Here is a 13,678-nt window from a genome sequence, read left to right as displayed (position 1 = left end):
TCGGAGTCGCCATGTTTGAGCCAGCAGCCGACCAGGTCGGCGGATCGCTCGTCCTCAGCGCCCTGTGCGGCGCCCTGCCGCTGATCACGATGTTCGTCCTTCTCGGCGGACTCAGGATGAAGGCCTGGCAGGCCGGCCTCGTCTCGCTGGGCGTCGCCCTGGTCGTCGCCGTCGCCCTCTTCCGGATGCCGGCCGACGACGCGATCCTGTCCGGCGCCCAGGGCGCCCTGTTCTCGGGTTTCTTCCCGATCATGTGGATCGTCATCAACGCGGTCTTCGTCTACAACCTGACCGTGCACACCGGCCACTTCGACGTGCTGCGCCGGGCGTTCAGCAAGGTCAGCGACGACCAGCGGATCCAGGCGCTGATCATCGCCTTCTCCTTCGGTGCGCTGCTCGAGGCCCTGGCCGGGTTCGGTACGCCGGTCGCGATCACCGTGGTGATGCTGATGGCGATGGGGTTCAAGCCGGTCAAGGCGGCCGCGGTCGCGCTGATCGCCAACACCGCCCCGGTGGCGTACGGCGCGATGGCCTCGCCGATCAACGCGCTCTCGGACCAGACCGGCTTCAGCGTCGACACGCTGGGCGCGATGGTAGGTCGCCAGACCCCGATCCTGGCGGTGGTGGTGCCGCTCATCCTGGTCTTCGTGGTCGACGGCCGGCGTGGTCTCGCGCAGACCTGGATCCCGGCGCTGCTGTGCGGTCTCGGCTTCGGCATCGCGCAGTTCGTGGCCTCGAACTACATTTCCGTCCCGCTGGCCGACATCGTCGCCTCGCTCTTCTCGGTCGTGGTGGTCGTCGGCCTGTTGCGGGTATGGCAGCCGCGGGAGAAGGTCCTCGCCGAGTCGCTGGTCGCCTCGAGCTCCGGTCCAGGAGCCGAGGCGCACGAGGCGAGGGACAGCAGGCGCGAGGTCTTCAGGGCCTTCCTGCCGTACGCGATCATCATCGTGATCTTCGTGATCGTCAGCATCCCGGCCATCAAGGACGCACTGGCCCACCGCCCGTTCACCCTCTCCGGAACCGACTACACCCCGACCGTGGTCTTCCCGGGGCTCGGCGACGTCGCCGGTGCTCAGGGCGGCTTCAAGTTCGACTGGTTCCCGGCCGCCGGCACGATGCTGCTGCTCTCGGGCATCATCACCGCGATCTGCCTGAGGATCGGGCCCGGCGCGGTCGCGACCACCTACCGCGACACCTACAGGCAGCTCGCTCCCGCCATCGTCACCGTGATGGCGGTGCTGGGCCTGGCGTACGTCATGAACTTCTCGGGTCAGACCGGCTCGATCGGCGCCTGGCTGGCAGGAACCGGCAGTGCGTTCGCGATCCTCTCGCCGATCCTCGGCTGGCTCGGGGTCGCGGTCACCGGCTCGGACACCTCGTCGAACGCGCTCTTCGGCCTCCTCCAGGTGACCACGGCGAAGGAGGCCGGCCTCGACCAGGTGCTGATGGCGGCCTCCAACTCCTCGGGTGGTGTGCTCGGCAAGATGGTGAGCCCGCAGAACCTTGCGATCGCGGCGGCGGCCGTCGGCATGGCGGGCAAGGAGGGGGAGATCTTCCGCAAGGTCTTCGGCTGGAGCATCGCGATGCTGGCGTTCATGTGCGTTCTCGTCGCCCTCCAGTCGACCCCTGTGCTGGGCTGGATGGTCCCCTGAGATGTCCAAGTACTTTCGGGGAACCCGTGACCGACCTGTGGAACACCTCCTCCATCCCGATCGTCAAGCTCGGTGCGGTCTCCGGGCGGGCGGCGAACGTGATGGGCGTGCACTTCTTCAACCCGGCACCGGTGATGCAGCTGGTCGAGCTGATCCCGAGCCTGACCACCTCGCCGGAGACGCTGGAGCGGATGCAGACCTTCGTCGCCAAGACGCTCGGCAAGCAGCCGATCGAGGCGACCGACCGGGCCGGGTTCGTGGTCAACAGCCTGCTGGTGCCCTACCTGGGGTCAAGCGGTGGATCACCAACGCGGGTGTCTCGGAGTACTACACCGTCCTCGCGATGACCGACCCTTCGATGCGGTCGAAGGGGATCTCGGCGTTCGTGGTGGAGAAGTCCGATGAGGGGGTCTCCTTCGGCGCGCCGGAGAAGAAGCTCGGGATCAAGGGGTCCCCGACGCGTGAGGTGGACCTCGACAACGTCCGCATCCCCGCCGACCGGCTCATCGGCGAGGAGGGTCTTGGTTTCACCTACGCCATGCAGACCCTCGACCACACCCGGATCACCATCGCCGCCCAGGCCGTCGGCGTCGCCCAGGGGGCGCTGGACTACGCATTGGGCTACATCAAGGAGCGCAAGCAGTTCGGTCAGCCGATCGCACAGTTCCAGGGGGTGGAGTTCATGCTCGCCGACATGGGCATGAAGATCGAGGCCGCCCGTCAGCTCACCTACGCCGCCGCAGGTCGTTCGGAGCGGGGTGACAAGGACCTGACCTTCTTCGGTGCCGCGGCCAAGGCCTTCGCGAGTGACGTCGCGATGCAGGTCACCACGGATGCCGTCCAGCTGCTGGGTGGCTACGGGTTCACCCGTGACTACCCGGTGGAGCGGATGATGCGTGATGCCAAGATCACCCAGATCTATGAGGGCACCAACCAGGTCCAGCGGATCGTGATGGCCCGCCAGCTCCTCGCCGGCATCCAGTCGACTCTGTGACCCAGGTCGTCACCGCGTACGGAGCGACGACGAACCTGCTGGAGACCGCGTCTGCGGTCTCCAGCGTCGGAGGGCACAGGCGGTGCTGCGTTGTCTCCTGTTCGCGTAGCCGTGTCACTGCAGATCTGGGATGAGCAGCACCTTGCCGGCGTCCCCGGTCAGGAGATCGATCGCGTTCTCGGCCTGTTCCAGAGGCAGTCGGTGTGTCACGAGCCATTCGAGGTCCAGGCGTCCGGACTCCACGAGGAGCAGCAGCTGCTCCCAGGTGTCCCACAGCCGGCGTCCGAAGATGCCGCGGAGCGTGACGCCCTTCTTGTTCACATGGGTGGCGATGTCGATGGGTGCCGGCTCGCTGGGGTGACCCACGGTCACGAGGGTGGCCTCGCGACGCAGGGCTTCGAAGAGGATGGGGAGGACGCCACGTACGCCGGAGACCTCGAAGGCCACGTCGAAGCCGCCGCGCTGGCCGGCGATGTCGCGGCACAGACCGACCACGTCCTCGGACGGATCCAGCACCTGGACCCCGCGCGACTCGGCCTGCTTGCGCCGGAACGGATTCGGCTCGACCGCGACGACGTGGGCTGCCCCCATGGTGATCGCGATCTCGGCGATGACGAGGCCGACCGGGCCGCATCCGTTGACCAGGACGTTCTGGCCGGCCACCGCGGTGCCGGAACGCTGCACGGCGTGCATGGCCACACCCGCGGACTCGAGCAGCGCGCCGGTCTCGAGGGACACGGAATCGGGCAACGGTACGCAGATGCCCTCGGGCACCACGGCGTACTCCGCGAACACGCCGTCGATGTGCATCCCCAGGATCCTGGTGCGTTCACACGTATGAGCACTGCCCGTACGGCACGGATAGCAGGTTCCACAGATGAGGTGGCTCTCGAGGGCGACGCGGTCGCCGATGGCGATGGCTCCGACACCGTCGCCCACGGCCATCACGGTCCCTGAGCCCTCGTGTCCCAGGACGACGGGAGGGGCCAGGTCGAAGGCTTGCGCGGACGGTGTCCATTCGTGCAGCTCGCGATCGGTGCCGCACAGCGATGCGGCGGCCACCTTCACCAGAACCTCGCCCGGCCCGGGGGTCGGGTCGGGCCAGTCGGTGCGTACCTCGATGCCGTGTGCCGGCTGTGGCTTGATGACTGCTCTCATCGCTGATTCGTCCTCTCGGGGAGACTGTGGTGGCTTTTGGTGTCGGTCCGGCGTGCGAACCGGCGGAAGAGGTCGGGCGGGCCGACCTGGCCGCCCTTGAGCAGCAGGCGGCAGCCGGCGAGCTCCGAGTGCGCATCGGTGGCGCAGATCGGCCCGGCGGTGACGAACTGCTCGGCGACACGCAGCTCGCTGACTCCGAGAGCGAGGAGCGTGTGGCTCGAGGTGTCACCGCCGCAGATGACCACGTCTCGGGTGAGGTCGCGTCGCACCGCGCTGCGTACCAGGCTGCCGAGGGTGCGGCCGACCTGTGCGGAGGACACCGGCGCCGCCCGCAGGCGCGGGTCGGCGGGACCGCGCGTGGTGTGGGCGATGACGTCGTGACCGTCGCCCAGCGCCGCCTCGACGGCACGCAGGGACTCGCTCGCGGCGGCCTCGCTGGTGATGGCCTCGGGCGGGATCGCGATCTCGACCCATCCGTGGCTGACCGCGTCGGCGATCTGCGCATCGGTGGTCGCCGACGCGGAGGCCGACACCACGAGCGTCGGGCCGCTGGCTGCAGATGGCGCCTCAGGACGTCTGGGCTCTCCGGATCGGCGCGCGAGCGCGGCCATGATGCCTCCGGAGCCGACGACGAGGGGCGTTCGGGTCGGTGTCCGATCCTCGCAGAGAGCGGCTGCGACGGCGTCCATGTGAGCCTCGTCCACCGCGTCGACCACGAACGCCTCGTCGCCGCCGGCTCTCAGCTGTTTCCACTGCGCCGAGAAGGAGCCGTCGGAGTAGGCGGGGAGGTGGAGTCCGGGAATGGCGGGTCTGCCGGCGAGCTGGGAGGCCAGCACCAGCCGCAGGTCGGCCTCGCGCATGGGTGTCGCCGGGTGGTGTGACATCACCGGATGGCGGTCCAGGCGATGGATGAGGCCGTGGTGGACCCCGAAGTGGTGGCTGAAGGCGGTGTAGCGACCGAAGTCGGGTTGGGCGGGGACGACCGGTATCGGTCCGTGCCCCGGAAACCGCTCGTGCATGAGCTCGATGGCGCGGCCGATGCTGCCGATGGTCGGTGATGAGTCGAAGGTCGAGCAGACCTTGTACAGCAGCACCGTCAGGTCCAGGCCGGCAAGCTGTGCCAGTCCGGCTCTGATCGCACCGTCGAGCTCTTCCCCGGCGAGGGAGCGGGCGGGCCCGGCGATGCCGACCACGTCACCGGTCGTCGACGAGACCCGCTCGGGATCCAGCACGAGCGCGGCGTCCAGCCCGAGCGCATGGGCCTGCGCCAGTACGTCGCCCGCCCCGGTCAGGTCGTCGGCGAGGAATCCGATCTGCGGCATCAGGCACCCGCCGGAAAGGTCGTCAGCGCATGCGCGAGGGCATCGTCGCCGCGCACCTGCAGGCTTGTCGCCGCCTCGTCGAGCGGCTGCCCTGAGATGGCTGCCTCCCACGCCTGGCGCAGACTGCGTACGCCGGCCGCGGGTCCGCCGGGATGGGCGGCGATCCCGCCGCCGGCGAGCATCAGCAGATCGGTCGACCCGACCGCCGAGTAGGTGAGCTCCGGCGTACGCACGTTCTGCCCGGAGGACAGTGTCGGCAACGGGTCGGTGGTCGTTCCGAGAGGTGTCTGGAGGGCACGGATGTTGGTCGCCACCTGGTCGTCCTCCTCGTAGAACTTGCTCCCCAGGCCACTCACATGCAGGTGGTCGGCCCCGGCGAGGCGCGCGAGCTGCTGCCATGGTTGGTAGGCGACACCGAGTCCGGGGTGACGCATGGATGCCGCCAGCCCCGCGCGGTGGCCGTGGATCGGAACTTCCGAGAACGAACGTAGCCAACGCAGCGCCGGCAGGCCCATCGTCGGCACGTTCAGCATCACGCACCGACCGCCGGCCTCGACCACGAGGTCGTGGCGCCTCTTCAGGCCCGCGAGGTCGCCGGTGATGTTGAAGGCGTACATCGTCGGGTGGCCGGTTTCCTGCTCAGCAGCCCGAATCTCCTCCGTGGCGATGCGTACGCGCGTCTCCAGGGGAAGGTATGCGGGGTCGGTCATCAGCTCGTCGTCCTTGATGAGGTCGATCGCACCGCGGGCGAGGTTGCGCACCGTCGCCCGGAAGTCGTCCTCACGGAGTCCGACGTTGGGCTTGATGATGGTGCCGACCAGGACTCCGGTGGCACCACCGATCAGCTTGCGGGTCCCCTCGACGCCGTACGCAGGGCCCGGATGTGCTGCGACGAAGTCGTCCGGAAGCTCCATCCGCCGTAGCTGGCACGCGAACAGCTCTCCCAGCTCGAAGATGTTGCCGGCGACCGTCGTCTGCAGGGTGGCGATGTCGGTGTCGACGTTCTCCATCGGGAACTCGACGACGATCTCCGCCGCGGAGACTCGCTCGGGTCGGGAGCGTGAGGGGAGCGCCGGCGCGCACCTGCCGAGGTCGGAGACCGACACGACCTCGGCGGCGTGCCGGGTTCGCAGCTCTTCCGACTCGCCGGGCACGGCCACGAACGTGCCACTGGACTGCTCGCCGGCGAGGATCGCGGCAGCGCGACTCGGCTCGATGCTCGACTCGATGTAGTAGGTGCACCTGATGATGCGCGGATCACGCACGTACGGCTCCGATCGGTTGGGGTGAGGCACGACTAGGCACGGGAGATGTCGGCGGCGCGTGGGGCCGCGGCGACCGCATGGGGTTTCAGTGCGCCCGCCCGCCGCAGAACCCAGGCCGCAACGGTCGGTGCCAGCAGAGCGGTGACCAGGACCGCGGTCGCGGTCTGCGCCGCCGCGGACGCCACGAACGGCTCGAACCTGGGGTCAGCGACCGCGACCGCCATCGGCACCGCGACGGCATTGCCGGCGGTCGTGCCCGCAGCGAATCCGATCCCGCTCATCGGCCCGCGACGCAGCACATAGCGGTAGCCGAGGTAGGTCAGTCCTCCGGTGAGGAACACGACGCCCGCGCCGAGGACGACGCCGACGGCACCACCGGTCAGCACGGTCTTCAGGTCGATGCCGGTGCCCACGCAGAACGACATGAACGGGATCGTGACGTTCGGGACCGCGTCCAGGGCGGCGGTCCACTCCCGGTCGACGGCGCCGATGAACAGGCCGATGATGAACGGGACAACGGCCGCGACGAGTGCGAGCACCGGAATGTCGCCGAGCCCGGAGGCACCCAGGAAGACCATCGCCAGGAACGGCCCGTCGTCGAACGCGCTCGCCACATAGGCCCCGCTGTCGCGCTCGTCGCCGTACTCCCCAGCGAACGCCAGCCACAAGGCCCCGTTGCTGTTTCCGTAGATCGCGATGAGCCCGAGGATCGAGACTCCGGCGATCCCGTCGATGCCGACGGTGAGACCGAGAACGACACACAGGGTGATGGGCACAAGTGTCTTGGCGACCAGGACCACCAGCGTGGTGCCGGCCGCGCCCTTGCCGTTGCGGGACCCGGTGATCTGTGCGCCGGTCGCGAGCACGAGCAGAGCGATCAACGTCAGGGCGCCGTCCCGGAAGAGGGCGGTCGTGAAGCTGCCGATTCCCAGCGCCCCGGGAGCGAACGTGTTCGCCAGGACCCCCAGCGCCAGCGGGATGATCATCACCCCGCCAGGCACTGCACGCATGGCCTTGAACATCGGAACCCGCGAGGGGCCGGTCCGAAGCGAATCACTCATCTCTTCCTCCAGGGGCACTTTGTACGTACGAAACGTCCGTACAAATGTAGAGTGGTGTCGGTCACACGTCAACAGGCAGATTCATGCACGCTAGATTGACTGCATCGGTGCTGCGGAAGGGGCTGGAGAACGAATGTCACGCAAGGCGACCGCCACGAACGGCACGGCTCGATCGCCCGAGATCGACCGCTCCACGGGCGCGCCCCTCTACGCGCAGATCCGCGACGCTCTGCGCCAACAGATCGAGAGCCACGCGCTGCCCCCGGGCGCACCGCTGCCGACCGAGGAGGCGCTGCAGATCACCTACGGTGTCTCGCGCAGTGTGGTCCGGCAAGCCCTCGGCGAGCTCGGCGATCTCGGGCTGATCCACAGGCAACGTGGTCGCGGGACGGTCGTCGCGCCCCATCCCGAGCATCACCGCCGGGCCGAGCAGGCCGGCGGCCTCAGGCAGCAGCTTGCCGCTCGCGGTGAGGAGCTGCGCACCAAGATCCTCGACCTGACCGTCGAGACGGCTCCCGAGGTCGCCGCCGAAACGCTCGGGTCGGTCGACACCTGGAAGCTGGAGCGCGTCCGTTCTGTCGGGGACGAGCCCCTTATTTTCATGCATACGTGGATTCCGCGTGACCGGTTCCCGACGCTGAACGCGGAGGAGCTCGACGGTGGCTCGCTGCACGACTGGATGCGCGCCAACGGCGCCATTCCCTCGGGCGGGCCGCGGCACGTCCAGGCGGTGCCGGCGGACGAGAGCGTGGCACGCCACCTCGATGTCGGCGTGGGCGTACCGGTGATGCTGCTTCAGGGGGCGACGCTCGACGAGCAGGGCCGGGGACTCGAATGGTTCACCGCCTGGCATCGACCCGGAACGGTCTTCGACGTCGATGCACAGGTCGGCCCCCGGCACGACCTACCACGCCCCGCCCCTGACCTCGATCGCGTCCGGGAGCTCGTCGACGAGCTCTCCATCCTGCTCGACGCCCACCAATCGTCGAATCCCGCCTGAACCGCCCGGCGCGCATGGTCGGCCGGGGCTCTCCCTCGATTGCGGGGTCAGGCCGCGGAAGAGTGGAGGATGGCGCTCTGGTACGGGCGCCGTCCACCGCTGCGTGTGCTGGCGGCGTGCGATCTGACCGATGAGCCGGACCATCGAGCGGCGGGGCAGGATCTTGCTGGCGAGGGTGAGCGATTGGCCGTTGGTGATCACCGACGGCGGCGCGTACCGACGGTCGAGCGTGTTGAGGGCGATGGTGACGACCCGCTCGGGCGTCGCTCGTTTCGTGCCGAAGTCGGCGGACTGGCTGCCGGCGACGTCGAAGAACTCCGTCCGACTAGCGCACGAGATCGCGGAAAGCGATGTCGATCAGTTCTGCCATCGGCCGCTCGGTGGGGTCGTCTGCCCAGGCGATCATCGACTGCTGGAACGCGGTGAGGCTGGTCTCGACGAGCACGCTCGCGCGAAGAGGCGTGTCGTCGCCGTCGAGCCGCTCGGCGACGATTGGTGTCAGGAGCTCGGCCCAGACCAGGTGTTTCTCGACGTTGCGGGCGCGCAGCGACGGTGTGCTCGACAGCAGGCGCATCGCGGTTCTGTCGCGTGATTCATCGTGGGGTCCTCGTCGGACCAAGGCCGTGTAGGCCGCGCGCAGCGAGAGCAGGGCGGGCTCGTCGACCGGACGGGCCAGGAGTGCGTCCCGCACGAATCCTCCGTTGGCCTCGAGCATGCCGATCACCATGTCTTCCTTCGCCGGGAAGTACCGGTGCACGGTGCGGGCCGAGACGCCGGCACGTTCGGCGATCTGCTCCACCGTCACCGTCTCGAACCCATGCTCGGCGAACAGGTCCATGGCCACGTCGGCCAGTCGTTGACGGACCGCGTCACGCGCAACGGCGCGCAGCCCGCCGGCCTTTTCGTCGCTTCGGCTCATGCCCGCATTCTAGACAGTTGTCAGTGTCTGACATAGTTGTCATAAACCGACAGAAGCCCAGGAAGGGTTCGCACCATGCAGAAACGCACACTCGGTGAGCAGGGGCTCACCACGTCCGCGATCGGTTACGGCGCGATGCGGATCGCGCTGCTCGACGAGAGTCAGGACCGCGCTTCGATCGCTGCCATCCGCCGCGCCTACGACGACGGAGTCACTCACTTCGACACCGCCGAGCTGTACGGGTGGGGTCGAGGGGAGAGGCTGCTCGGCACGGCACTGGCCTCGGTGCGGGACCAGGTGACGATCGCGACGAAGTTCGGCTTCACGCCCTCCTTCACTCCCAACTCGCGGCCGGACCACGTGCGTGAGGTCATCGACAACAGCCTGCGCCACCTCGGGGTCGACCACATCGATGTGCTCTACCAGCACATCGATGACCCGACGGTGCCCGTCGAGGAGGTGGTGGGTGTGATGAAGGAGTACGTCGATGCCGGCAAGGTCCGGTTCCTCGGCCTGTCCAACACCACCCCGGACAACCTCCGAAAGGCGCACGCCGTGCACCCGATCAGCGTCCTGCAGGCGGAGTACTCGATCTTCTCCCGTCAGTCCGAGGCGGTCCTCCCTCTGCTCGAAGAGCTCGGCATCGGACTCGTCGCCTACGCGCCCCTCGCGCGAGGATTCCTCGGCGGCGCCGTCACGCCGCGCGACGCGCTCGACGCCGGCGACTTCCGCCGCCGCTCCCCGTGGTGGGCCCCGGGGAACTTCGAGGCCAACCTCGAGATCGTCGACGAGCTGACTGCCCTCGCCGAGAGCAAGGGCGCGACCCTGTCGCAGCTGTCGCTGGCCTGGCTGGTGGCCCGAAGGCCGTACATCGTCCCCATCCCCGGGTCCGGCAATGCCGAACGGGTCACCCAGAACAACGGAGCCGCTCGGCTCGAGCTCACCGCCGACGACCTCGCCCATATCGACCGCATCGCACCGACCGGCGCTCACGCCAACTAGGGCCTCTCGCGCCCAACCGGCGAGACGAACCTCTTCACTCACACACCCCGATCGACACCTGGAGTAGACCCATGACACGACTGCAAGGAAAGCGCGCTCTCATCACCGGAGGCACCAGCGGCATCGGCCTGGAGACTGCGCGGCACTTCCTCGCCGAAGGCGCGCGACTCATCATCACCGGAAGCACTCAAGAGAGCGCCGACGCTGCGGCCACGACGCTCGGCGGCGGTGTCGTAGCGGTGGGAGCTGACGCTCTCGACCTCGATGCCCAACGTCGCCTGGCGGACGTCGTCCGAGACCACGTCGGTGAGCTCGACGCCGTCTTCCTCAATGCGGGCGTCTCCGACTGGCGCCCGTTCGAGCAGCACGACGAGAAGAGCTTCGACCGCCTCTTCGACATCAACGTCAAGAGCGTCTTCTTCCTCATGCAGGCCCTGGTCCCCGTCCTCGCGAGACCCGCGTCGGTGATCGTCAACGCGTCCAACAGCGCGCACGGGGGCGGGCAGAACGCCAACGCCTACGCCGCAACCAAGGCCGCCGTATCGTCCCTGGTGAGGTCCTGGAACGCCGACCTCTTGGTCTCTCACGGCGTGCGGTTCAACGCCATCAGCCCCGGCCCCATCGCAACCCCGCTGTACGACAAGGCACCTATCCCGGCGGAGTACCGCACCGAGGTCATGGAGGGGATCCGTCAGGGCATCCCCGCGGGCCGGTTCGGCGATCCCCGCGAGGTTGCGGCGGCCGTGACGTTCCTGGCCTCCGACGAGTCCGGCTTCGTCGTCGGGCACGACCTGGTCATCGACGGAGGCCAGACCACCCTCTATTGATTCCGACTATTGAACCCGACGTCCACCGCCGTCGCAGAAAAGTGATGGAAACCGATCGGGTGAAATGCGAGAAACCCCAGGTCTCCCTGGGGTTTCTCTCTGTGCGCGAGGGGGGACTTGAACCGGTCTAAACCCCGAGGTCAGAGCCTGTTTCTCACCCTCTGAGCGTGAATCGTAGGACGGTTGCACACCGTTACACCTCGTTGCGTCCGGGGATCTGCCCGACGGTAGGGCACAGACCTGCACCTAACTGGTGGAGGTGCCTGACATGGCATGGATCGAAACACGGAAGCGCAGCGGGGGAGGACTCTCGGCGTATGTCGCCTGGAGGCTCGGCGGCAGTAGCGGGAACCGGCAGACCGAGACGTTCAGCGCTGGCACTGAAGAGCAGAACGTGGCCCGCGCTGAAGGCTTTAAGAAGATGGTCGAGGCGGCCGGTGAGCGCTGGCCGGACGGCTGGGTGAAGGGTGAGGGCTTCGTTCGTCCAAACGGTGGAGACCCGCTAGAGGAACCGCCGACCTTCCCGGTGATCGGGGAGGAGTACGTCCGGCAGATCGTCGATATCACGCCGGGTCAGCGCAAGAAGTACGTGTCGCAGGTCAGGACTCTGGCGAGGACTGAGATCCGTGGAGCTCTCCCGTTCGGGCGGTCAGTGGGCGCGATCGGCGAGCAGGACATCAAGGCGTGGTTGATCGACTGGGACCGTGTCTTGAAGACGAAGGCGAACTACCACGGCCTGATGTACGGGATCTTCAACTATGCCGTCGAGCAGGGGTTCCTCACCGTGAATCCGTGTGCCCGGACCGCACCGAAGCGCCGACGTGTCAAGCAGTCCCAGGCCGAGCTGCGCTTCCTCTCCGAGGACGAGTTCGCCGGCGTAGTCGGCAAGGCCGAGGGTTACTCGTACTCTGCCGCGGAGTTGATCCGGGTTACTGCCGGAACGGAACTTCGGTTCGGCGAGATCACGGCGTTGTGGGTCAGCGATATCGACCTGCGCAACCGGACGATTCGGGTGAACAAGGCGTGGAAGCGGGTGGGGGAGAACGGCGAGACCGAGATCCCGTCCTGGCTGAAGAAGCAGGTTCGGGACAAGCACAAGATGCGTCAGCACTACCTCGGCAACCCCAAGACGCCCAAGTCGCGGCGTACGATCTCGATCTCGCCGCGCATCGCGGAGATCCTGGAGAACCTGATCGAGGGCAAGGCCGCCAACGACTTCGTCTTCGTCTCCCCGACGGGCCTGCCGGTGCACAACTCCGACTTCTACACCCGGGTCTGGCAGCCGTTGATGGAGGAGTTGGTCGAGGACGGCATTGCGCCGTTCCGTTTCCACGACCTGCGACACACCCACGTCTCGTGGCTTATTGCAGGAGGTGCGCCATTGCCACACATCCAGGCGCGGCTGGGCCATGAGTCGATCACGACCACGGTCGACACCTACGGCCACCTGCTGCCGGCTGGAGACGAGTTGATCTCTGACATCGTCGACGCGGTGTTGAACGGGGAGCAGATCCGACCTCCTCTCCACATCTTGCGTGGGGGAGTCGATGCTGCGGTCGCCTGAGCGGAGGCCGCAGTGTGCAGCCATATCGCACAGCTTCCTCGGCTCGCGCGGTATCGCATCCTCAACCCACCAGCCCGATAGGTCTGAAGGTCAAAGAAGCGAGCGGCTAGACCTCGTGGGCCTGAGGGCGAGGACGCTCGCCGCGCCAGGCGCCGTCACAGGTTGCTCGCCTGCGGCAATCAGTTCCTCGAGATGCTCGATGCGGAATCGCACGTGCTTTCCGATCCGAGTGCATCGGATCCGGCGCTGGCGCACCGCGTCGGCCACCCAGCGCTGAGGGACGTTGAGGTACGCCGCGGCCTCCTCGATGGTGAGCAAGGATGCTGCGAGGGTCGGCGGCGCGGCTCGGTCGGGCTGACTGGTCATGACTCTGCTCCTCGCGAACGATCTACACCTTCATCACTGAGGTGCGCCACGGCGCCCAGCCGGAAGTCAAAGGTACCCCGATGCCGAACTCGCGGCGGTTGTCGAGGTACGCCTGCGCTGCTGAGACCGCTTCGCCGGAGTCTTCGGCCTCATTAAAGAGGCGACCGCATGGACGGGCAATGACCCCCGTGTGCTCGAGATGGAGCGCCGCGAGGTGCGCAACGCGCTCGTGCATGGTGATCCGGTGGTGGACTCCATATGCGCTGACGAGATCCGGCTCTTCGGTCCGCGGTCCTTCTGGCTCCGAATCACCCCGGCTGGCTCGATGAGCACCAGATCGGCGCGGGCCTCATGAGCCAGACCGTCGAGTGCACCCGAGTGACCCGCGCGGGCCGGCGGGCGAAGGCTCGTCAGTTCCTCGACCAGGCAGAGAACGTCCTCGAGGTCGCTCGGGATCCCGCCGACGTCGCGGACGATGGCAAGGAAGGCGCGGCGACTGTTTCATCGGAGAGGTGAGAAGGAAGCCGCCGCATGGCCTCGGCCATCGC

The 13,678-nt window shown here is 67.7% G+C and carries 13 protein-coding genes and 1 pseudogene; 8 read left to right on the top strand and 6 right to left on the bottom strand.

Features of this window, described 5'->3' with window-relative positions:
- Positions 1-11: 11 nt before the first annotated feature.
- The 3 genes and pseudogenes from ACIA03_RS08750 to ACIA03_RS08740 all read left to right on the top strand — a co-directional run.
- Positions 12-1,652, top strand: a complete 1,641-nt coding sequence (locus ACIA03_RS08750) for an L-lactate permease (protein ID WP_396981257.1) — start codon at positions 12-14, stop codon at positions 1,650-1,652.
- A 101-nt stretch (positions 1,653-1,753) separates the two neighbouring features.
- The gene (locus tag ACIA03_RS08745; protein ID WP_396981806.1) at positions 1,754-1,999 is read left to right on the top strand and encodes a 3-hydroxyacyl-CoA dehydrogenase NAD-binding domain-containing protein; all 246 of its coding nucleotides are present in this window, start codon (positions 1,754-1,756) and stop codon (positions 1,997-1,999) included.
- Positions 1,933-2,646: pseudogene (locus ACIA03_RS08740) on the top strand (acyl-CoA dehydrogenase family protein); the annotation flags it as partial. The gene ACIA03_RS08745 and the pseudogene ACIA03_RS08740, both read left to right, overlap by 67 nt.
- 114 nt (positions 2,647-2,760) lie before the next feature.
- Here the strand turns inward: ACIA03_RS08740 and ACIA03_RS08735 are convergent.
- From ACIA03_RS08735 to ACIA03_RS08720, 4 genes are read right to left on the bottom strand one after another with little or no spacing between them, the layout of a single operon-like run.
- Positions 2,761-3,804, bottom strand: a complete 1,044-nt coding sequence (locus ACIA03_RS08735; RefSeq protein ID WP_396981255.1) for an alcohol dehydrogenase catalytic domain-containing protein — start codon at positions 3,802-3,804, stop codon at positions 2,761-2,763.
- Positions 3,801-5,126: a four-carbon acid sugar kinase family protein gene (locus ACIA03_RS08730; RefSeq protein WP_396981253.1), complete on the bottom strand. Its 1,326-nt coding sequence runs from the start codon at positions 5,124-5,126 to the stop codon at positions 3,801-3,803. Before ACIA03_RS08730 ends, ACIA03_RS08735 begins: the two co-directional genes overlap by 4 nt.
- Positions 5,126-6,391, bottom strand: coding sequence for a RuBisCO large subunit C-terminal-like domain-containing protein (locus ACIA03_RS08725; protein WP_396981251.1), 1,266 nt, complete (start codon positions 6,389-6,391; stop codon positions 5,126-5,128). The genes ACIA03_RS08730 and ACIA03_RS08725 overlap by 1 nt, the downstream gene beginning before the upstream one ends.
- Positions 6,392-6,423: 32 nt before the next feature.
- Positions 6,424-7,401 carry a 2-keto-3-deoxygluconate permease gene (locus ACIA03_RS08720; protein ID WP_396981249.1) on the bottom strand — a complete coding sequence of 326 codons (978 nt, stop codon included), beginning with the start codon at positions 7,399-7,401 and terminating at the stop codon, positions 6,424-6,426.
- 184 nt (positions 7,402-7,585) lie between these two features.
- Between ACIA03_RS08720 and ACIA03_RS08715 the strand changes: the two genes are divergently transcribed.
- The gene (locus ACIA03_RS08715; protein ID WP_396981247.1) at positions 7,586-8,452 is read left to right on the top strand and encodes a GntR family transcriptional regulator; all 867 of its coding nucleotides are present in this window, start codon (positions 7,586-7,588) and stop codon (positions 8,450-8,452) included.
- A gap of 325 nt (positions 8,453-8,777) precedes the next feature.
- Here ACIA03_RS08715 and ACIA03_RS08710 read toward each other — a convergent pair whose 3' ends face one another.
- Positions 8,778-9,371, bottom strand: coding sequence for a TetR/AcrR family transcriptional regulator (locus ACIA03_RS08710; protein ID WP_396981245.1), 594 nt, complete (start codon positions 9,369-9,371; stop codon positions 8,778-8,780).
- Positions 9,372-9,446: 75 nt separating this feature from the next.
- Between ACIA03_RS08710 and ACIA03_RS08705 the strand changes: the two genes are divergently transcribed.
- The 3 genes from ACIA03_RS08705 to ACIA03_RS08695 all read left to right on the top strand — a co-directional run bounded on the left by ACIA03_RS08705 (position 9,447) and on the right by ACIA03_RS08695 (position 12,764).
- The gene (locus ACIA03_RS08705) at positions 9,447-10,373 is read left to right on the top strand and encodes an aldo/keto reductase (RefSeq protein WP_396981243.1); all 927 of its coding nucleotides are present in this window, start codon (positions 9,447-9,449) and stop codon (positions 10,371-10,373) included.
- A gap of 71 nt (positions 10,374-10,444) precedes the next feature.
- Positions 10,445-11,200 carry an SDR family oxidoreductase gene (locus ACIA03_RS08700; RefSeq protein ID WP_396981241.1) on the top strand — a complete coding sequence of 252 codons (756 nt, stop codon included), beginning with the start codon at positions 10,445-10,447 and terminating at the stop codon, positions 11,198-11,200.
- Between the two features lie 268 nt (positions 11,201-11,468).
- Positions 11,469-12,764, top strand: coding sequence for a tyrosine-type recombinase/integrase (locus tag ACIA03_RS08695; protein ID WP_396981239.1), 1,296 nt, complete (start codon positions 11,469-11,471; stop codon positions 12,762-12,764).
- Positions 12,765-12,854: 90 nt separating this feature from the next.
- Here the strand turns inward: ACIA03_RS08695 and ACIA03_RS08690 are convergent, their stop codons facing one another.
- A complete protein-coding gene (locus ACIA03_RS08690; RefSeq protein ID WP_396981237.1) occupies positions 12,855-13,130 on the bottom strand; it encodes a helix-turn-helix domain-containing protein in 276 nt (91 codons plus the stop codon).
- Positions 13,131-13,481: 351 nt separating this feature from the next.
- On the opposite strand from ACIA03_RS08690, the gene ACIA03_RS08685 reads away from it, so the two are divergent.
- Entirely contained in the window at positions 13,482-13,646 is a 165-nt protein-coding gene (locus ACIA03_RS08685) for a hypothetical protein (RefSeq protein ID WP_396981235.1), read from the top strand.
- Positions 13,647-13,678 lie beyond the last annotated feature (32 nt).

Origin of the sequence: Nocardioides sp. NPDC051685, assembly GCF_044453405.1 — a bacterium.
Classification (GTDB): Bacteria; Actinomycetota; Actinomycetes; order Propionibacteriales; family Nocardioidaceae; genus Nocardioides.
This window is presented reverse-complemented; position numbering and strand designations above follow the sequence as displayed.

Coding starts and splice junctions, on each gene's coding strand:
- ACIA03_RS08745 (WP_396981806.1), top strand. CDS start 1,754: ATGGGCGTGCACTTCTTCAACCCGGCACCGGTGATGCAGCTGGTCGAG.
- ACIA03_RS08735 (WP_396981255.1), bottom strand. CDS start 3,804: ATGAGAGCAGTCATCAAGCCACAGCCGGCACACGGCATCGAGGTACGC.
- ACIA03_RS08715 (WP_396981247.1), top strand. CDS start 7,586: ATGTCACGCAAGGCGACCGCCACGAACGGCACGGCTCGATCGCCCGAG.
- ACIA03_RS08685 (WP_396981235.1), top strand. CDS start 13,482: ATGAGCCAGACCGTCGAGTGCACCCGAGTGACCCGCGCGGGCCGGCGG.
- ACIA03_RS08750 (WP_396981257.1), top strand. CDS start 12: ATGTTTGAGCCAGCAGCCGACCAGGTCGGCGGATCGCTCGTCCTCAGC.
- ACIA03_RS08720 (WP_396981249.1), bottom strand. CDS start 7,401: ATGCGTGCAGTGCCTGGCGGGGTGATGATCATCCCGCTGGCGCTGGGG.
- ACIA03_RS08695 (WP_396981239.1), top strand. CDS start 11,469: ATGGCATGGATCGAAACACGGAAGCGCAGCGGGGGAGGACTCTCGGCG.
- ACIA03_RS08700 (WP_396981241.1), top strand. CDS start 10,445: ATGACACGACTGCAAGGAAAGCGCGCTCTCATCACCGGAGGCACCAGC.
- ACIA03_RS08730 (WP_396981253.1), bottom strand. CDS start 5,126: ATGCCGCAGATCGGATTCCTCGCCGACGACCTGACCGGGGCGGGCGAC.
- ACIA03_RS08705 (WP_396981243.1), top strand. CDS start 9,447: ATGCAGAAACGCACACTCGGTGAGCAGGGGCTCACCACGTCCGCGATC.
- ACIA03_RS08710 (WP_396981245.1), bottom strand. CDS start 9,371: ATGAGCCGAAGCGACGAAAAGGCCGGCGGGCTGCGCGCCGTTGCGCGT.
- ACIA03_RS08690 (WP_396981237.1), bottom strand. CDS start 13,130: ATGACCAGTCAGCCCGACCGAGCCGCGCCGCCGACCCTCGCAGCATCC.